Source organism: Pseudohongiella sp. (assembly GCF_040877505.1).
GTDB lineage: Bacteria > Pseudomonadota > Gammaproteobacteria > Pseudomonadales > Pseudohongiellaceae > Pseudohongiella.
On sequence record NZ_JBBDNQ010000032.1, the window covers coordinates 140186 to 158793 of the forward strand.

Sequence of the window (18608 nt, forward strand, 5' to 3'; positions counted from 1 at the left end):
CAGGTTTTTCCCGTTGCTCAGGTTTTTACTTTACCGGCGATGCAGTCCATCAGATCGCCGGCGATATCAAGGTCGTATGCCGCGTTGATTTCGCGGATACAGGTCGGGCTGGTGACGTTGATTTCAGTCAGGTAATCACCGATCACATCGAGACCTACAAACAGCAGACCCTTTTCGCGGACGGTTTCTCTCACCTGGGCACAGATCCATTTGTCGCGCTCGGACAGGGGTTGCGCAATGCCGCTGCCACCGGCGGCCAGGTTGCCACGACTTTCGCCAATGGCGGGTACCCGTGCCAGCGCGTAAGGCACCGGGTCGCCATCTATCAGCAGGATGCGCTTGTCACCTTTGACGATCTCGGGAATGTAACGCTGGGCCATGATGGGGTTGCGCCCGTGGGCGGTCAGCATTTCAATGATGACGCTGATATTGCTGTCATCCGGTTTGATCCGGAAAATGGAACTGCCGCCCATGCCGTCCAGTGGTTTGAAAATCACATCACCATGTTCCTTGTGGAAGGCCTTGAGCTTGTCGGCGCGACTGCTCACCAGCAATGGCGGGCAGCACTGAGGAAACTGGGTGGCAAACATTTTTTCATTGCAATCGCGCAAGGACTGCGGTTTGTTGACGATCAGGGTGCCGGCCTGTTCGGCGCGCTCCAGCAGGTAGGTCGAGTAGACATAGTTGCTGTCAAAAGGCGGATCCTTGCGCATCAGGATAACATCGAGATCGGCCAGCGGTCGTTCGGCAGCGTCTCCCAGGCTGTACCAGTTGTCCGGGTTATAGGCTACGTCCAATGGCCGCATCCATCCCATCGCCGTATCGCCGCTCAGGTACAGGTCACCCTGTTCCATGTAATGCAGCTCCCAGCCACGTTCCCGGGCCGCGACCAGCATCGCCAGACTGGTGTCTTTTTTGTAGGTGATGTTTGCGATGGGGTCCATCACGATACCGACTTTCAGGTGCATGCTTCAGCCTCTTGCCCGGAGTTGTTAATCAAGCGCCACCTGTCGGCAACGTTTGGTCAGGGATTACTGCTTGGGTCGCAACCATCATAACATGATTGCTCTGCGCAACAGTCTTCGCCGTGTGCTACAACCCTCGGACAGGACTTGTTTTCAGCTATTGATCAGGGAGGATCAATCATGACAGCTATTGCACAGACCGAGGCGCTGAGCCCTGCATCGGAGCGGCCATTTCGCGTGCTGCTGGCCGATGCCGGGCATCATGTGCGTGAGCGATTGACGGGATTGCTGGAGCAGCAGGCCGTTGAAGTGCTTACTGCGGACGACGGATTTGATGTGCTGTGTCGCCTGCCCGAGCTGCGGCCGGATCTTCTGTTGCTGGCCAGCACTCTGCCTCGATTGAGTGGTACGCAGGTTTGCAGTCTGCTGCGGCAATGCCCTGATTTCAGACACTTGACGGTGATTCTTATGGGTGACGAGCACACCCTGCTGGATGAGGTGCGTGCGGAGCTGGCTGGCGCTGATGGCTGCCTGCAGATGCCGTTCCGGCTTGCGGAGTTGCAGGACGCCCTGGCACAGGTCAGGCAGCGGCAGCCGGATCCGGTCTCGTGACGGCCTGTATTCTGGTGGTGGATGAGCACGTATGGGCCCGACAGGCTCTTTGTGCTGTGCTGGAAGCGAGCGGTTACCACACCGAACAGGCCGCAGATCTGACTGACGTGCATCAACGGCTGCGGCGGGCAGGCAATAACAGACGGCCTGATCTCACCCTGGTTGAACTGGTGCGTGATCGGGGTAATGGCTTCAGCCTGGCAGCGTGGTTGCAGGCACATGGCTGTGGCGTTGTAGTCCTGCTCAGTGACAGGGATGATGAAGCGGATCACCTTTGGGCACAATCGCGAGGCATCCGCCACACATGGTCACGGGCGCAGGGACTTGATGCGTTACGCCAACAGGTGCACGACATGCTGGCAGCACCTGCGGGTACTGGTCGGGAGGCACCGAGGCAGGCGCAGCCAACGGGACCTTGGCCTTGAGTATTGTCACAGGTGTTTTCGGGCAAATGCCGACGCAAACGCTTCAGCAATGCCTGGACGCAATGCTTGGGGATATGCAGGCCCATTGCCTTGGGGTATCGGGGGGCGGTGCTCTGATGGCCGAACCGATCGCCCGGCTGGCAGCTGTCAGCCGGTTTCTGGTCGACGGCAGTGCCAGGCACCACTGCCAGGTTTTGTGTCGTTACTGGCGCGCGCAGCAGCGCAGGTCTGATGTCGGTCGGCATCGGGAACGGCATTTGCTCAAGGCCCTGCTGCGTTGCCGTGAATCCCTGCAGGCGGTTTCGCCCGACCACGTGTTGCGGCGGCTGATTGTGGAACAGACTGGGGCGGCCATTAGCGATCTGACGGTAGTTTCTGCCAGCGCGAAAGCGGAGCAGGCGTGGCTGCGGCAGGCTCAGGCCTGTGGCGTGGCGGTGGCAAATGCCGCGCGTTTTCTGGCGGATACCGGCGCCGATACCCCCGGTCTGCCTCCGGCGGCTGCCGGGCCGCTGCTGGTCTGGTTGCATGCATTCGAAGCATCTGTGCAGATAACACCTGGGCAATGCGGCACCGACATACCCATGGCATTCAGGCGTGAAACCCACCGCTGGTTTGATCGTTTGTGCATTGCCATCCGGCAAACGGCGCAGGGCAAGAGCACGGGTTTGTCACCGGAGCTACGACATTCGATATGGCAACTGCAGTTGCTGGCCAGCGCCCTGCTTGCCGTGAAGTCGACTATCCCGTGCCCACACCGGAGACAGCGCTTGGCGGAAAACTGTCAGGGCCTGATCTGGGCGACGGCCCAAACACTGTTTCTATGCCGATATCAGAGCGCCGCCACATCCGAGGAAATGGCCACGGTTCTGCGTCAGGCCGCCATTCTGAGTGACGGTGCGGCCATCAGTGCGGGCAGCGGTGGTGTTTCTCTTTCTCATGGTGGTTCCCGTGACGGCTCTCATGGTGGTTCCCGCGACGGCTCTCGTGACGGCGCCGCATCGGCTGTCAGCCCATTGCTACTGTTACCGGGCATTGACACAACAGCAGTGCGCGAGTTGCTGGTCGTGGCAGTCAACAAGCCGGGTGTTCCCCCGGACTGGTCAGCCGTGAGCCTGCGGCTTTATCGGCTGCTGGTGAGTTTGCGCATGCTCGGCGGCGGATTCGGCAAACTGCCGCTGGATACGACAGAAGTCTGGTCACTGGCGCGCTGGCAGGTGCTGATAGTCAGTCTTCATGCCTGTGCCAACCATTGTCTGCAGCAATCGGGTGTGCGCCCCGAAGACGAAGTCAGTGTTATCGCGCTGCTGCGGCGGCTGGCAGGGCTGGTTGATACAAGGGATGCTGCGAGTGTCACCGATATGCTGCACAAAAGTCTGATGCTTGCCGCTCGCCTGGGTATTCGGGCACAACAGCACTGGCAGAAGTTGACACTGGACCTTGATGCAGTGCATCAGGACTTTGCTGGTTATTCAGTACAGCACGTGCTGGCTGCAGAGCTGAATTGTCTGCCGCACATGGCGGTGGCTGCGACAGATACTCAGAGCGTGCCGCAGGATGTGCTGCGCGACCTGCGGCTGTTGCTGAAAGGGGCGAGGATACTGAATGTGCAGCGCATTGAATCCTTTGTTCTGGTGCTGTCAGACGTGTATCAGACGATATTGGCTGAACCGGGGTTTGCCGACTCGGCCGACCTGCGCAGGGCCTTGCCACGTGCCCATCGCCGTTTGTGTGGCATGCTGGACCAGGCAGCGGCCTGGCAGTCCCCGGGCAATGCCCGGCGCATGATCAATACCTTGTATGAGTGCCTCGATCGATGGCGAGGCAGCACAGGCATGAACAAACCACAGGTCGGCGTCAATGAACGATCACCCGCCGCTGAGAATGATCCCTGGCACTTGTGCCTGGCAACGAACAGGCGTCTGCGCAAGCTTCTGCGGCGGCAGGAGGATCTGGACAGCATCCGGGTTCTGTTGCTGGAACTGCTGCGCAGCCAGGAAGATCTCATTCGGCGTCAGGCGGCCTATGGTCTGACACTTGATTCCCCGGTGACCCGCACCGGTGATCCGCTCTAGGAGTCAGCATACGAAAGCGGCTATAATGCCTGCTTGTATCACAGTAAGGCTCGACATTGGGCGCTTGCTGCTTATCTGAGAGTTTATTGTCTGTGAGAACATTCGGATTTATCTGGGGAGTCGGCGGTATCGTGCTGTTGCTGACGTTCGCTATCGTGCGCCTGGGCGGTGTTGCGCTGGAGCTGGGTGACTACTCGCTTGCGATATGGCAGCGGGGGCTGGCGTTGGTCTGGTTCCTGTATATGGTGTGGGCCGAAGGTTACAAAGGTTTTCATCTGGCATTTGCGCCGCGTGTTGTGGTGCGCGCTGATTACCTTGCCAGACACCCCCGACCACTGCATGTTCTGTTCGCGCCGCTGTATTGTATGGGTTACATTCACGCCACAACGCGGCGCCGGTTATTATCCATTGCATTGACAACAATGATAATCTGCTTCGTTTTTATTGTGCGAATGCTGCCTCAACCCTGGCGCGGCATGGTAGATGCGGGCGTCGTTGCCGGCCTGATGGTGGGTGTCGCCTCCATCCTGTATTATCTGGTGCGTCTCAGACGTGACGGTGTCGCCAGCCTGCCGGTCCCGCCTGATGTGCCCGTTCGGGTCGCGGTTGACGCACCGGCCTGATACGGACACCGCAACGTCGGCCCGTCATCCGGCATCCGGAGTCACACATGGAAGCAGAAGAAACAGATAACAGCGCGCCGACACCCTGCCGCGATATTGATATCTGCGCCGTTGTGGTGACATGGCAGCCGGACATGGATGTACTTCTGGCACTCCTTGACCAATTGACGGCACAAGCCTGCGATGTTTTTGTCATCGATAATGGCTCCGCTAACGCCGAAACACTTGATGCAGCAATTGCTGCCAGAGCGCGCGTGACACTTAAGCGCTGGCATGAAAACAAAGGTCTGGCTGCAGCCATGAATGCCGGATTGCAGCTGGCGCAGGACAAGACTTACCCGTTTGTTTTTCTGTTTGATCAGGACAGCACGCTTACCGATGATTTTTGCGCAGGCATGCTTGACGCCTGGCAGCGCGCGTCAGTAGCCAGTGCCTTGCCGGTGGCGGCACTGGGGCCGCGCCTGCAGAATCCGGTCAACGCCCGCCAGACACCCTTCCGACTTTTCCGGATGCTGCGGCGCTCGGACAATCAACTGGGCGGGATACCCGATCTGTTTCAGGCTGATTTCCTTATCTCCTCAGGCTGCCTGTTTTCGAGAGCCGCGCTGGGCAGCATCGGACAAATGAAAGAAAGTTATTTTATTGACAATATCGACCTTGAGTGGTGTTTTCGCGCCCGGGCCAAAGGCTTCGCTTTGGTCGGAACCGATTCCGCGACATTGCTACACGCCATTGGTGAAGCCAGCAATAATCCGCTGGTACGTGCCGGCTGGATGGTGCAGCACAGCCCTCTGCGAAGTTATTATTCAACCCGGAATCGTCTGCATCTCTACCGTCAGGACTATGCGCCGCTAAACTGGAAGCTGCGAGACTGTCTGCGCTTTGCTCTCAAGTCGCTGTGGCTTTTGTTATGTTCGCGACAAAGACGTGAATACCTTCACCAGATACGGCGCGGAATACGAGACTCAGGTGACCTGATATGAATCAGACCCGCACGGTTTTTGTGTTGTTGCCAGTCTATAATGGTGCCAGATATCTTTCGCAACAGATTGATTCAATACTGGCACAGCAATGGGCCGGAAATGTTAAAGACGTGGCCAGCGTCGTGATCCTGTGCCGTGATGATGGTTCCTCTGATGGCTCGCAAGCCATACTGGCAGACTACGCCTTGCGCTTTCCCGGGACTGTCCGGCTGATAGATGACGAGGCGGGTAACCTGGGCGCGGCCGGCAATTTTTCTGCGTTGATGCATCATGCCGCCAGCGAGACGCCAGGGCAGGCACAGGCGCATTCGTATTTTGCGCTCGCCGATCAGGATGACATCTGGCACACAGATAAACTGGAGCGTTCCCTGGTCGCGCTGTTGGCGATCGAGGGTGGTGACACACAGATTCCCGTGCTCGTGCACAGTGATCTGCGAGTGGTGGATGCCAGCGCGCATGTTATTGCGGAATCACTGATGGCATATCAGGGTCTGCGACCGGCCCGCGCGTCCCTGCCGGCTCAGCTGCTGAGCAATACCCTGACGGGGTGTACCGCCATGATGAACCGGGCGTTGATAGAAAAAGCCTTGCCGGTGCCGGCTGCTGCCGTCATGCATGACTGGTGGTTATCTCTGATTGCAAGCGCCTTTGGCAGGCGTGTGTACCTGGATCAGGCACTGGCTGATTACCGTCAGCATGACAGCAATACCATTGGTGCAAAGGCGTATACCAGCCCGGTGCTGACTCATGAATTCATAAGCAAGTTAATGATGACGACGCAGTCCGCGGAGACGCAGAAAGCATTCGCGGAAATTGCGGCGCAAGCTGATGCATTTGTTCGTCGTCACGGCAATGAAATTTCGGCCTTACAGCGATTTGTCTGTCGTCGCATCATTGCATTACCAAACGCCGGATTGTGGTGGCAACGTGGCCTGTTCAGATTGCTGCGCCTGCTCTGAGGCTATTGCGCAGCAATCCCGGCCAGTATTTTCAGTGAACCGTTCAGAACCCCAGGCGTCTGCGCAGGGCGGCAATTTTTCGCGCCAGCGGTGACATTTTTTCCAGGGCAGCAACATCGGCATGTTCTACCGGCTTCCATTCGCCCGGCTTGATCCATTCCGGATGGCGGAAGGCCGGTTTGCCGGGTTTACTGTGCATGGGGGTATAGTACTGGCAGTCTTCAAAAAAGTAGTGAGTGACCTGGGAGTGACGCGTACGCCGGGAGTCTTTTTGTTGTGAGCCACCGTGGAGCAGGTTGGCGTGCCAGATAAGGGCGTGACCCTTGGGCATCAAACCGTACGATGGAGAGATACCCGATTTACTGACGTGTTGCGCGATAAAATCTTCATATGCGCCGTAGTTCTCGTATCCCGCTTCAAGCCCGGCGTCCTGCATGGTGATTTCCGGCAGCAGGTGCGAGCCCGGGTAATATTCCAGCGGCCCGTTGTCGTCGTCAATATCTTCCAGCGCGACCCAGACGCCGGCCATGAATCCCGCTGGCTGGCTGTTGAAGTGTATGGTGTCGGAGTGCGTTCGTTGCTGCGTTCCGACCGGGAAGTTCAGGGTCTGAAACGGCAGCGGTGGCCGCCCATAAAGTTGCTCCAGAGCGGATAACACATTGGCGTTCGTCGCCAGCGTATGAGCTTCGCGCACAAATTTCCACGCGTCCTGAATGCGCGCGCCGTAGCTGGGTGCTTTCAGGTGTTCAGGGTTGTAGCAGGGGTGCAGAGTGGCCTTCAGTGCTTCTATGTCGTCGGGTGAAAAACCAAAGTCCGCAATGACATAACCGTCCTTGTGAAATTTGTCGATCTGGTCTTGCGACAAAAAGCCTGCTGTTTGTGCCTGAGAACTCATGATAGCTTCCTTTTCTTCCGGTTCGTTTGTATGCGCTTGATACTCTGCAGGCGGTCGCGCATGCGCGACCCTATTGCCTGTGCTGAGAGCGTATTCTCAATGGTCAGTTTCGCGCGTTTCCCGATAGCCGCTGCGCGTTCAGGGTTTCCGGCCAGGTCTCGCATTTCGCTGGCCGCGTGTGCGATATCCGCCACTGCCCAGTGCTGGTGTGCCTCATAAGGGCCATAGTCTTTGCCGAGCTTCTTCAGGCTGTAGCGAATGGGGACGCAGTTATCGCTGGTCATGTATTCGGTATTGCCGGACCAGTCGGTCAGTAATGCAACCTTGCCCAATGCCATGGCTTCGGCGGGGCCCAGCCCGAAACCTTCGGCATGGTGCAGGGACACGTAGCAGTCACAGCTATTGATCAGGGAGTCTACCTGCGCGCGATCAAAATGCTGCGACAGTATCAGTATGTTTTTATGCTCGCCAATACAGTTGCGAACGACAGTTGTGCTGGCATCGTCGGCATTATTGACCTTGATGACGAGTTGAACAGTATTGTCGTCAGCTGCAAACGCCTGTTGAAATGCCAGAATGGACGCGAACGGATTCTTGCGCTGGGCGACACTGTGCGTATCGAACATACTGATGAAAACGAAGGCTTCCGCGTTGATGCCGAAATGATCCCGTGGATAGCGCTGCGCACCGGCCATATCCAGATCAATGACATGCGGTATGGTGATAACCGGCACCGGTGATTTGGCAGCGATTGCCTGGTTCACATAGGTTGAGGGCACCCATATTTCGTCCAGCAAATCAAAACTGGCTAACCATTTATCGGGGAACTCCGGCATTTCCCAGGCCCAGAAACCAATATTGTAGCGATCCCGGAACCAGGGCCGGCCCAGATCGTTCATCACGACCGGCAGGTGATCGGCATTGATATGCACAAGATTGATATCAAACTGTGGACTGGCCATTTCCTTGTGCTGCCAGCGCAGGTTATCCATACGCGACGGGTTGCCGCGTTCGTAGTTAATGATGCCGAAGGGTTGTCCGGAGGCTTGCAGGGCCGAAGCATTGCCGCGCGCCGCTTCGCCCACGCCCATGCTGGCGCGGATATAGGCAATCAGATTGACGCCATGCTTTTTGTCTTCGCTTGTGCTTGCTGTTGTGCTGGATGCCACGGTTTGTGCGGCAAGTGCACAGTCCTCCCGCAGCAGGCTCAGAGATGGATTGTAGTAGGGGTCGCCGCTCCTGAAACGCTGGCCCCAGCGCCGCCACATGGTCTTCTCATCTTTGCCGATGGGTTTGCTTTGCCGACTCACACTTTCGTGATGAATCAGCGAGCTGTGCGGCGTCCAGATATTGCGCAGGCCGGCTTCCAGGCAGCGCAGGCACAAATCGATATCGTTGCCGACTATCGACAGGCCTTCGTCAAAACGTCCCAGTTCTTCGAAGCGGTCACGGCGAATCATCAGGCAGGCGCCGGTGCTGGCTGACACCTCCCTGACGCACTTGTCCAGTTGCTGATAGATGCCAGCGCCGGGCAACTGCTTGTGGAAAAGGTGGCGCGCGCCGCCGCCGTGATCCACCAGAAAAACGCCGCCATGCTGGAGCGCACCATTCGGGTACAGCAACCGGCAGCCCACGGTGCCCACATCATCCTGCAATACCTGCCTGACCAGTTCCTGCAGCCAGTCAGTCTGTACTATTTCTATATCATCGTTCAGGAACAGGAGTATGTCGCCGGAACTGTGGTCCACGCCCTTGTTGTTCAGGCGGGACCAGTTAAAATTTTCGTCGCAATCAACAACAACTGCGCCGGCCTGTCGGGCATATTCGATACCGTCGGGGTGTTTGCCGCGACTGTTATCCAGGATGATGATTTCCATATCCGGGTAGTCTGTGGTCGCCAGCGTGTCCAGGCAAGGCTTGAGAAAGCGCATATTGCCGGTGGTGGGGATGATAACGGACACGCCGGGCGCCTGTGCAGGCAGGGGGCGATGCGCGTGCCGGATACCGCTGGCCTCAGGCCAGGGAGTTTCGATTGTCATGCCGCGCTCTGCCGAGTAGGTTCGCAGCACGTCAATCTCTGCCTGCTGTATTGTCTTGTTGTTGGTGCCGGAGACACTGTCGCTCCACAGTACCCGGGCAATACGTTGTACTTGCGTAAATTCAATTTGCTCGCGCAGTTGCAGCAGGCAGTCGTAGCGCCATGCCGGGGAGGCCAATGCCAGCGTCGGTAAATCGTCTGCCCTGATAAAGTAAACGCCACCAATATAGTTCTGACTGAGTAACAGTTCGGGTGACCAGGCGAAGGTGAACCACGGATTCGAAAATCTGCCGGAGACGTCCTGGTGATCGTGATCGGTGTACAGCAGTCGGGTCGCTGGCTGCCAGTTTGTCGCCACGTTAGCCAGGCAGTCAGGATGCAGTATGTCACCGGCCTGCAGCAGAGCAACGAGGCTGCTGAGTCCTGCATCGTTGCCGGGCGTTGGCGTGAACTCGGCCGGGTCGCCAATTAGCCGTAGCCGCTTCGAACCTGCGTGCGCTGATATCAGCTCATGCACGGCCTCATGCATCGCTGGCGCGCAGATAATGCAGCAACGCCAGAGTACATGCGGCAGTTGCGTCAGCTCTTGTGCTGTCAGGCTGTCCAGCGTGGCCAGCAACGCATGGGTGGACTGGTCGCTGGTGTCCGTGACACGCAGCAAGAGCTGAAAATCGATTCGGGGTTGTTTGTTTACCTGCGGTGCGGTGACCTGGTTCTGGCGCCAGCGTGAATACAGGGCCTGTGGCTGCCGGTATACAAAGCGACGGTGACATTCCGTGCGGTGGCCGTTGTTGTCAGTACAGATCAGGGCGATAACGTGCTCGCCCGGGCTGAGTTCATCAGTGTCCAGGGCACGGGCGAAACCGATTCGTTGCGCGTCTTCCAGGGCTGCGTGATGCGGCAGTGGTTCGATGTTCTGGTAATGTTTACCGTCGATCCGTAACTCAATCGCCAACAGTGAATGGGGCGACCAGGCCCAGGCCTGCACTGTCATTGTGGTGCTGAAGGTCAGGTTGTCGCTGTCCGGGCTGACAATTCCACACTGCAATGGGCCACTCTGCAAAGGGGTGTTGCCCTGTGCGCCGGGGACCCCGGTTTTGGTACGCTGCCGTCGATAGTTGAGCAGTGCCCCGGTCAGGGCATCAGTGATCCGTCGGCGGGTCCAGCGGTAGGGCGCAGTAACACGCCAGGAGAATGACGACAGGATTTCCTTGACGCCCTGGTCCAGCGCCTGGTGTGCCAGGTTAAGCTCGATATGGGCGGCTTGCAGATTCTGGAAGTCTTCGACGGTGGCCTGATGATCGTCAGACAACTGCCGCCAGGACGCTTGCAGTTGCGCGTGCTGATTCTGCAGCTCGGCCAGCGCTTGCTGGTTTTTGTTAAGCGCCTGGTGCGCAAGTTTCAGGTCCTGGTGGAGCGATTGTACCAGTGGCGTCTGGTCAATCAGACCAAGAACCGCGTTCCATTGGGCACCGGTCCAGCGTGATTTCCATTTATCCAGCAGCTTTGCGCGAGCCTCTGCCATCGGGTGGCCGCTCTGATAGCGGGCCTGGTGCTCGGCAAGCATGGTCTCCGAATCGCCGCCCATGCGATAGAAGGCGCCGACATGGTTGTCCAGCAGAAAGTCAGTGTGCTCGGCGCACTGCAGCCAGAAGTCCCAGTCCTCATAGACCGCCAGTGATTCATCGAAACGACAGCCGTTGTCGCGCAGGGCGGCAGAGAACAGGGCCGAATGAATGGGAATGAAATTGTCGCGGCGAAGCCTGGTGTGATCAAAGGGCACAGCGATAATGTCATCAAGCAGCCCGCCGTCAGCATCGGTTTTCCGGGTTGCACTGTAAATCACCAGGCAGTCAGAATGGTCGTTGCCGTGGTCCCTGTTATGGTTCTGCAACTGCGCCATCAAGCGGCTGATGTGTTCGCCGGCAATCCAGTCGTCGTCATCCAGAAACAGCAGATAGCTGCCCTTGGCAGCTTCCAGGCCGGCATTGGCAGCCTGGGGGCGGTTCAGTGCAGCGCCGGTGTTTACGATGTTCAGCGATACATGGCCGGCATCCGAAATTGCAACGGCGGATTTAGCCAGCACCGCAGCCCCGACATCAGCGGCATCCACCAGCACCAGTTCCAACGCAGGCCAGGTCTGGTTCAGCACCGATCGCAGGGTATCGTGCAGGCTGTTGCGGTGCATGGTGCGGCAGATGATGGAAACCAGCGGCGCGGCATCGTTGCGTTTAATGGTGGTCATCCTTTAGATTGCCGTGAGTCTTGATCAAGTGGCGCATTGTACCGAGTTATGGCTGTCGGGGTGAAGTCGTGCGGTCACTGTGTTGCGTGTGTTATCGACAGGCCCAAAAGCCGGGCAAAAAAAACCCCCGGTCTTCCGGGGGTTAAAACAGCCGGACTTGTAAGGAAAGTGTAGGTACAGGTCCTTTCCAATGCATCCTGGGCTGTGAGCCTTAGCAGACTCCTTGCGGGTTTAAAGCGGGGGAAACAACGGTGGGTTGTTTCACTGACCAGGAGCTTGCAGCTTCCGTGCCAATTTATAAAATACAATAAAATCAATTGCTTGAAATTTATAGTGGCGCACGGGCAGGCCGAGACTGTCGGGGCTGACAGACACAATGTGCGACTAATCACCAAGTTATTGATTTTACAGACATGCAGGTGTTGGTCTGACCCGACACCTGGCCTCGGCATCAGGTCGTAAGCGCTATTCCGGGGTTTTGCGGAACTGTGCCGGATCCAGGTCATGCCGACGCAGAAGGTTGTAGAACTCACTGCGATTGCGCTCGGCAAGTCGGGCCGCCAGAGCAATATTGCCTTCTGCCAGATTGAGCAGGCGGATCAGGTAGTCATGCTCAAACTGCTCTCTGGCGTCGTTCATATTCAGCAGTTTTTCCGGTTTGAAGCGCAGGGCTCGCTCGACCAGCTGGCGCGGGATCAGGCTTTGCGGACTCAGCACAACGCATTGTTCCACCACATTGAGCAATTGTCTGACATTGCCAGGCCACGGGGCGCTGACCATGAGCTCCATGGCATCGGGCGCAAACCGCACGCCGCCGTCACGGTTATGGCGTTCGCTCAACTGCTGGGCAAAATGGTTTGCCAGCAACGGGATGTCTTCACGCCTGTCGGCCAGCGGCGGTTGTTCCAGCGTGATCACATTCAGCCTGTAGAACAGGTCTTCGCGGAAACTGCCTTCGCGCACTTTTTCGTGCAGATCGTGATGCGTTGCCGACAGGATGCGAACATCCACCGTGATGGTCTCAGTGGAACCGACCGGTCTGACTTCACCCTGCTCCAGTACGCGCAACAGTTTGGCCTGTGCGCTGAGTGGCATATCACCAATCTCGTCCAGAAAAACAGTGCCCTTGTCTGCGGCCTTGAACAGACCATCAGTGGCTTTGCCGGCCCCGGTAAACGCGCCGGCAGCGTGGCCGAACAGTTCGGATTCCAGCAGGGTTTCCGGTATCGCGGCGCAATTCAGCGTCATGAATGCGGCCTCGCGACGATTGCTGGCCCGATGGATGGCTTTGGCCAGCAGTTCCTTGCCGGTGCCGGTTTCACTCTGGATCAAAACACTGACGTCGGTCCGTGCCGCAGCTCTGGCCTGCTGCAGCAGTATTTCCATGCTCTGGCTGCAGGACACGATATCCTGACGCCAGCTCTCACCGTCCTCAGTGTCCTGTTCATCCTGTGGGCTGCTCTGGTTGAGTGCCTGCCTGACCTTGTCCAGCAATATGGCCGCATCAAACGGCTTGACCAGATAACTGAAAACGCCCTGCTGCACCGCGGCGACGGCATCGGGGATAGTTCCGTGGGCGGTGAGGATGATCACCGGCAATTGCAGAAAGCGCGCCTGAATGGATTCGAACAGTGCCATTCCGTCCATGCCCGGCATGCGCAAATCGGTGATGACAACGTGCGGACGGTAACGACCAAGCTCACTGACTGCCTTTTGCGCGGAGTCGACTGCGTTGACGTCCATGCCATTGGCCTGCAGCCGCATCCGGATCAGATGCAGCAGGTCCTGGTCGTCGTCGACCAGCAGGATTCTGGGTTTGTCAGTCATTGTCGATCTCCTGCAGCTGGCCCCGGCGATTGATCTGTTGCTCAATGGCTGTCAGCGCCTCAATTTGTGTATTGAGCGCCTGAATCTGCTGTGACTGGGCCTCCAGGGTCCGTCGCAGCTCCCGTGCCTGTAGCTGTGTCTCCAGCAACAACAGTTGCAGGCGGGTAACGGCAGCGTCATCCGGGTTCCGCATCAGCTCCTCTCTGAGCTGGTCGGCTTCGACGAGCAGGTCGGTGTCATTCTGTTCTTGCAGAGACTGGTGGTAATCAATGACACGAGTCACTTCGTCACGGCTGCCGGGTGACAGATTTAAACCCTGACATGAAGCCAGCAGGGCTGTCAGAGCTGAAATGTAGAGAATACGCATCATGCGTCAATTTCCTTGTATTAGCGTCTTGGCAGGGACAGCCTGAAACAGGCTCCTTGTCCTTTCTTACAGTCTATCACCTTAAGATTACCACCCGCTTGTTCTGCGTAGTCGCGTGCAATGGCAAGGCCCAGCCCGGTGCTGGGATAGTGCTCGCGAGCCTGGGCGCTGCCCTGGAAGAAGGGGGCAAAGATTTTGTCCAGTTCAGGCTCCTGGACGCCGGGGCCGTCATCTTCGATGTCAATATGAACAAATTCTTCGTCGCGAGCCAGGGTAATGCTTACGGTGCCGCCCCGGGGGGAAAATTTGACCGCATTGCTCAGCAGATTATCCACGATGACGCGTATGGTTTCCTTGTTGCCATTAACGGCAACATTGTCCAGTTGGGTTTCGATTTTTATATCAGCGCTGGTGGCTGACGCCCGATGGGTCCGGGCGATGTCACTTACCATATCGGTCAGTCTGATTGTTTCCGGCGGTGCATCAACCACCGCGAAGCTGTCGGCGTTGTGGCGCAGCAGGCCTTCGATAAGGTTGAGCAGGCGCTGGCAATTATTGCTGAGTATGGCGATCAGGGTTTTCTGTTCCTCATTGACCGGGCCGGATATGCCGTCAGCCATCAAGGCGGTACTTTCCTGCATGGCTGCCAAAGGTGTTTTCAGTTCGTGCGACACATGCCGTAAAAACTCGCTGCGTTGCTGCTCAAGTTTCTGCAGTCGATCCCGCAGCCAGTCAAGCCGTGCCCCCAGTAGCTGCAGGTCAGTAGGGCCGCCAATTTGAATGCTCTCTTCATAGGCGCCGCGCCCCAGGTCTCTGATTGCTTTGTCCAGTTGTTGCAGCGGGCGGGTGATCAGCGCGACAAACAGCACAGCCAGCAACAAAGCGGTACAGACCAGCAGCAGCGTCCGGATGTTGAGCGCCCGTTGGCTTTCAGCGGTCTGCACACGCAGTTGGGCTGCCCTGGCGTCAACCCATGCTGACGTCAGTCGCGTCAGCTCGTAAGCCGTCTCCAGCAACTGAGGATATTCGAAATCGGTCTCTGAGGTGGCAACGTTAAGTTCGCTGTAGGCTTGCAGTTCTATGTTCTGCAGTAACCCGGCCTGATCCTGTATGGCCGGGTCATTGCCCAGCGCGAGCAGTTGCAGCAGAGTATCGTGCAGCTCTTCTCGGCGGTCATCGTATACTTCGAGAAGTGCCGGGTCTCGCAAGACCAGAAACTGACGTGCGCTTCGTTCCAGTGCGCCGCTGTACTCAATGATCTCGCGGCTGGCGCGCATGGCATTGGCAGATTGATTGACCGTTTGTTGCCCGGAGGTCGTCAGCGAGTCCAGTTGTTGAACACTGATTACCAGCGCCGAAATCAACAGCGCAGTCACTGCGAGAAAACCCAGGATAGTCAACTGCAGTATTGAGCGAGTTCGGAACAACATAGTAAAGTCGCTTGTCTGTACCGGACGTCCGGGGTGTGGGTTTACTGCAAAGTTACTTTACTGTCATTTTGAGTCATGTCATTTCTGGTTTTTTGACAACTGGCTGATCAGCGCGCCCAGAAATTCGGCAATAAAATCCAGGAACAGGGTATCAAGATCGTCAGTGAAATAATCCTGTGCGTGGTTGCCGATAGCCAGCACTGCCAGCAGGCTGTGGTGGTGAGTCACCGGGCACAGTGCCGCTGATCGCAACGAAGGGGTAGTGCCCGGGAACAACAGTGACGACGCGTCCTTGTCCAGGGCCTGCGTCAGTACATGTTTGCTGCGCAGCAATGACGGGAACCGATTCTGCAGTTCGCTGGCGACGTCGCCGGTGTCAACAACAATCAGTCGGCAGGCATCAATGCCCGGTTGTGTGGACAGACTTGACTCAGTGACTGTCGCCAGTTGCGCAAGATCGTCCTCTTCCAGCAGCGTGAGAATCAGGTTGCGTGTGACACTGAACAGCTGGTCATTGTAGCGCGCATTTTCCAGCAGGCCATTCAGCGTATGTCTTGATTCGATGCTGCGGTCACGTAAAATTTTAACCTGACGTTCCAGCAGCGAGATGGCCTGGCCGCTTTCATGCGGTACGGTAAGTTCGGCAAGCAGGCTATCGCGGTCGGCGAAAAAATCCGGGTGTGCTTTAAGGTAGCTGGCGACATCGTCTGCAGACAGCGTTGTTGATGGCCCGGCCTGAGTGCTTGCCTTTTTAGCGGAAGAAACGTCACTGCTCATGCATTGTGCCTCATTGGTGATTCGGTATTCGTGTGCTGGTCGGTGTTCAGATGCATACGGTGCCTTCGAATACGGCGGTGGCCGGCCCCGTCATGGTAACCGGCTTGCCGGTCCCGGCCCACTCTATTGTCAGTTCGCCGCCGGTCAGCAAGGTGCGGACACGCGCATTGAGCTTGCCGGCTTCAATGCCGCAAACTACCGCCGCGCAAGCGCCGGTGCCGCAGGCTTCGGTTTCTCCGGCGCCTCGTTCAAACACGCGCAGGCGAATGGTGTCGCGATCGATGATCTGCATGAAACCAACATTGACCCCCTGCGGGAACGCGGCGTGTGTGCACAGCAGGGGCCCCAGAGAGCCTACCGGCGCTGTGTCACAATCGCTCGTTGTCAGCACGATATGCGGATTGCCCATGGAAACCGCCTGAAACGACACAGTTCCGTGCTGTTCGGTCTCAATCTGATAGGGCCCCGACTGTGATCCGGTGGTAAAGGGCAGCGCGGCAGGCGAGAAATCCGGCTCGCCCATGTCGACACTGACCAGATCCTGGTCGTTGATATGAAGCTCCAGCAGGCGGTTGGTTGTCTGTACGCGGATCGGGCTGCGGGCGATCAGGCCACGCTTGAGCACATAGCGCGCAAAGCAGCGCGCGCCATTGCCGCAATGCTCTACTTCACTGCCATCCGCGTTGAATATGCGGTAGCTGAAGTCTGCATCGGGCCGCGTTGGTGGTGCGATGATCAGCAGCTGGTCAAAACCCACGCCGCGATGACGATCGCCCAGTTGCCTTATTTGCGCCGGGGTCAATTCAACCGGATGAGAAATCTGGTCGATCACCATGAAATCATTGCCCAGGCCATGCATCTTGGTAAAACTGACGCGTAGCGGCTGGTCTTGTATTGGATCTGTATTCATCAGTTTGCCAGTGTGCTTTCCAGACTGAGCTGGTAACTTATGGTTTCCCGCTGGCGCACCAGCGTTGCCCTGTCGCCATCAATCATGACTTCGGCAGCCCGGTTGCGCGTGTTGTAGTTGGAACTCATGACAAAGCCGTAAGCGCCCGCGGAGCGCACTGCAAGCAGATCCCCGGTCGCGATTTTCAACCTGCGTTCCTTGCCCAGAAAATCACCCGATTCGCATACCGGCCCAACCACATCATACAAGTGTTCAGGTTGAATATCTGCCTGTGCTGTAGAGACCGGCACAATCTCCTGCCAGGCGCCATACAGCGCTGGGCGCAATAAGTCGTTCATGGCGCCGTCAATGATGGCAAAATTCTTGTGTTCGGTGTGTTTCAGGTACTCGACCCGGGTCAAAAATATGCCCGCATTGGCCGCAATGGAGCGGCCGGGTTCCAGCATCAACACAAGGTCTCTGCCGGCCATCTTGCGTTTAACGGCTTCGATCAACAATTGTGGCGATGGCGGTGTTTCCTTGTCATAGACAACACCCAGGCCACCACCCATGTCAAAATGCTCCAGGGTGATGCCGGCGGCGGCCAGCTGGTCGACCAACTGCAGCACGCGATCGATCGCATCCAGATACGGGTCAATGGCGGTCAGCTGGGAGCCGATGTGGCAGTCAACACCGGTAATGCGAATGTTGGCCATGCTCGCGGCACGCTCATAAACGGCGAATGCCCGGTTGATATCGATGCCGAACTTGTTTTCTTTCAGGCCCGTTGAGATGTAGGGATGGGTGCCTGCATCGACATCCGGATTGACCCGGACTGACACCGGTGCCTTCACGCCCAGGCGGGCCGCCACGGTGTTGATGCGGTCAAGCTCGGGTTCTGATTCAATGTTGAAACACAGAATACCTGCTTTGAGCGCCTGCTCGATTTCTGCTTCGGTTTTGCCCAGGCCGGAGAAAATGATTTGTCCGGCCTTGCCGCCGGCTGTCAGCACACGCGTCAGTTCGCCGCCAGAAACAATATCAAATCCCGCACCCAGGCGAGCCAGCACGTTCAGGACCGCCAGGTTGGAGTTGGCTTTGACAGCAAAACAGGTCAGGTGGGGCGTGTCGGCCAGGGCATTTTCATAGGCGAGCAGGTTGTGTTCCAGTGCAGCCCTGGAATAAACATAACAGGGTGTACCGAATTCAGCAGCGACATCCTTCAGGGCTACCTGTTCAGCAAACAGCTCGTTGTTCTGGTAATAAAATGGATTCATATTGTCCTGATGGCATGAAGTGGGTGGCATAACTCTGACCGGTAAGCTGCCCGGACTCAGGGCGCTGCAATGGCCCTTTCTGGCCGCAGGCGCTCAATCCGCAGATCAGGATGCTTGTCATGACAATAATGGCTGATCGCTGCACTGTTGCTATTCCGTAATGCCGAAGTTCCGGGATGGTGATCCCGTGCTTGGTGGCCTGGATGGTTGAATTTCCGCCGATT

The 18608-nt window shown here is 57.4% G+C and carries 16 protein-coding genes; 6 read left to right on the top strand and 10 right to left on the bottom strand.

Features of this window, described 5'->3' with window-relative positions:
• Positions 1 to 17 precede the first annotated feature (17 nt).
• Positions 18 to 968: a glutathione synthase gene (gshB, locus tag WD071_RS11855; protein WP_368048594.1), complete on the bottom strand. Its 951-nt coding sequence runs from the start codon at positions 966 to 968 to the stop codon at positions 18 to 20.
• Positions 969 to 1145: 177 nt separating this feature from the next.
• Between gshB and WD071_RS11860 the strand changes: the two genes are divergently transcribed.
• The 6 genes from WD071_RS11860 to WD071_RS11885 all read left to right on the top strand — a co-directional run bounded on the left by WD071_RS11860 (position 1146) and on the right by WD071_RS11885 (position 6639).
• Positions 1146 to 1577 carry a PleD family two-component system response regulator gene (locus WD071_RS11860; RefSeq protein WP_368048595.1) on the top strand — a complete coding sequence of 144 codons (432 nt, stop codon included), beginning with the start codon at positions 1146 to 1148 and terminating at the stop codon, positions 1575 to 1577.
• A complete protein-coding gene (locus tag WD071_RS11865; RefSeq protein WP_368048596.1) occupies positions 1574 to 2002 on the top strand; it encodes a response regulator in 429 nt (142 codons plus the stop codon). Before WD071_RS11860 ends, WD071_RS11865 begins: the two co-directional genes overlap by 4 nt.
• A gap of 26 nt (positions 2003 to 2028) precedes the next feature.
• Positions 2029 to 4074, top strand: coding sequence for a hypothetical protein (locus WD071_RS11870; protein WP_368048597.1), 2046 nt, complete (start codon positions 2029 to 2031; stop codon positions 4072 to 4074).
• A 92-nt stretch (positions 4075 to 4166) separates the two neighbouring features.
• Entirely contained in the window at positions 4167 to 4697 is a 531-nt protein-coding gene (locus WD071_RS11875) for a hypothetical protein (RefSeq protein WP_368048598.1), read from the top strand.
• A 47-nt stretch (positions 4698 to 4744) separates the two neighbouring features.
• Complete coding sequence (locus tag WD071_RS11880; RefSeq protein WP_368048599.1) at positions 4745 to 5680, top strand: glycosyltransferase family 2 protein; 936 nt, start codon at positions 4745 to 4747, stop codon at positions 5678 to 5680.
• Positions 5677 to 6639: a glycosyltransferase family 2 protein gene (locus WD071_RS11885; protein ID WP_368048600.1), complete on the top strand. Its 963-nt coding sequence runs from the start codon at positions 5677 to 5679 to the stop codon at positions 6637 to 6639. Before WD071_RS11880 ends, WD071_RS11885 begins: the two co-directional genes overlap by 4 nt.
• A gap of 43 nt (positions 6640 to 6682) precedes the next feature.
• Here the strand turns inward: WD071_RS11885 and WD071_RS11890 are convergent, their stop codons facing one another.
• From WD071_RS11890 to WD071_RS11930, 9 genes are all read right to left on the bottom strand, one after another.
• The gene (locus WD071_RS11890; protein WP_368048601.1) at positions 6683 to 7534 is read right to left on the bottom strand and encodes a phytanoyl-CoA dioxygenase family protein; all 852 of its coding nucleotides are present in this window, start codon (positions 7532 to 7534) and stop codon (positions 6683 to 6685) included.
• Complete coding sequence (locus tag WD071_RS11895) at positions 7531 to 11817, bottom strand: glycosyltransferase (RefSeq protein WP_368048602.1); 4287 nt, start codon at positions 11815 to 11817, stop codon at positions 7531 to 7533. The genes WD071_RS11890 and WD071_RS11895 overlap by 4 nt, the downstream gene beginning before the upstream one ends.
• Before the next feature lie 465 nt (positions 11818 to 12282).
• Entirely contained in the window at positions 12283 to 13644 is a 1362-nt protein-coding gene (locus WD071_RS11900; RefSeq protein WP_368048603.1) for a sigma 54-interacting transcriptional regulator, read from the bottom strand.
• A complete protein-coding gene (locus tag WD071_RS11905) occupies positions 13637 to 14014 on the bottom strand; it encodes a hypothetical protein (protein ID WP_368048604.1) in 378 nt (125 codons plus the stop codon). Before WD071_RS11905 ends, WD071_RS11900 begins: the two co-directional genes overlap by 8 nt.
• A gap of 17 nt (positions 14015 to 14031) precedes the next feature.
• Positions 14032 to 15441 (bottom strand): sensor histidine kinase, encoded by a 1410-nt coding sequence (locus WD071_RS11910; protein WP_368048605.1) that lies wholly within the window; start codon positions 15439 to 15441, stop codon positions 14032 to 14034.
• Between the two features lie 78 nt (positions 15442 to 15519).
• The gene (locus WD071_RS11915) at positions 15520 to 16218 is read right to left on the bottom strand and encodes a DUF484 family protein (RefSeq protein WP_368048606.1); all 699 of its coding nucleotides are present in this window, start codon (positions 16216 to 16218) and stop codon (positions 15520 to 15522) included.
• Between the two features lie 46 nt (positions 16219 to 16264).
• Positions 16265 to 17128 (bottom strand): diaminopimelate epimerase, encoded by an 864-nt coding sequence (gene dapF / locus WD071_RS11920; RefSeq protein WP_368048607.1) that lies wholly within the window; start codon positions 17126 to 17128, stop codon positions 16265 to 16267.
• Positions 17128 to 18384 (bottom strand): diaminopimelate decarboxylase, encoded by a 1257-nt coding sequence (gene lysA / locus WD071_RS11925; RefSeq protein ID WP_368048608.1) that lies wholly within the window; start codon positions 18382 to 18384, stop codon positions 17128 to 17130. Before lysA ends, dapF begins: the two co-directional genes overlap by 1 nt.
• Positions 18344 to 18505, bottom strand: coding sequence for a lipoprotein (locus tag WD071_RS11930; RefSeq protein ID WP_368048665.1), 162 nt, complete (start codon positions 18503 to 18505; stop codon positions 18344 to 18346). The genes lysA and WD071_RS11930 overlap by 41 nt, the downstream gene beginning before the upstream one ends.
• Positions 18506 to 18608: the final 103 nt, after the last annotated feature.

Coding starts and splice junctions, on each gene's coding strand:
- gshB (WP_368048594.1), bottom strand. CDS start 968: ATGCACCTGAAAGTCGGTATCGTGATGGACCCCATCGCAAACATCACC.
- WD071_RS11885 (WP_368048600.1), top strand. CDS start 5,677: ATGAATCAGACCCGCACGGTTTTTGTGTTGTTGCCAGTCTATAATGGT.
- WD071_RS11900 (WP_368048603.1), bottom strand. CDS start 13,644: ATGACTGACAAACCCAGAATCCTGCTGGTCGACGACGACCAGGACCTG.
- WD071_RS11910 (WP_368048605.1), bottom strand. CDS start 15,441: ATGTTGTTCCGAACTCGCTCAATACTGCAGTTGACTATCCTGGGTTTT.
- WD071_RS11870 (WP_368048597.1), top strand. CDS start 2,029: ATGCCGACGCAAACGCTTCAGCAATGCCTGGACGCAATGCTTGGGGAT.
- dapF (WP_368048607.1), bottom strand. CDS start 17,128: ATGAATACAGATCCAATACAAGACCAGCCGCTACGCGTCAGTTTTACC.
- lysA (WP_368048608.1), bottom strand. CDS start 18,384: ATGAATCCATTTTATTACCAGAACAACGAGCTGTTTGCTGAACAGGTA.
- WD071_RS11930 (WP_368048665.1), bottom strand. CDS start 18,505: ATGACAAGCATCCTGATCTGCGGATTGAGCGCCTGCGGCCAGAAAGGG.
- WD071_RS11890 (WP_368048601.1), bottom strand. CDS start 7,534: ATGAGTTCTCAGGCACAAACAGCAGGCTTTTTGTCGCAAGACCAGATC.
- WD071_RS11915 (WP_368048606.1), bottom strand. CDS start 16,218: ATGAGCAGTGACGTTTCTTCCGCTAAAAAGGCAAGCACTCAGGCCGGG.
- WD071_RS11905 (WP_368048604.1), bottom strand. CDS start 14,014: ATGATGCGTATTCTCTACATTTCAGCTCTGACAGCCCTGCTGGCTTCA.
- WD071_RS11895 (WP_368048602.1), bottom strand. CDS start 11,817: ATGACCACCATTAAACGCAACGATGCCGCGCCGCTGGTTTCCATCATC.
- WD071_RS11880 (WP_368048599.1), top strand. CDS start 4,745: ATGGAAGCAGAAGAAACAGATAACAGCGCGCCGACACCCTGCCGCGAT.
- WD071_RS11860 (WP_368048595.1), top strand. CDS start 1,146: ATGACAGCTATTGCACAGACCGAGGCGCTGAGCCCTGCATCGGAGCGG.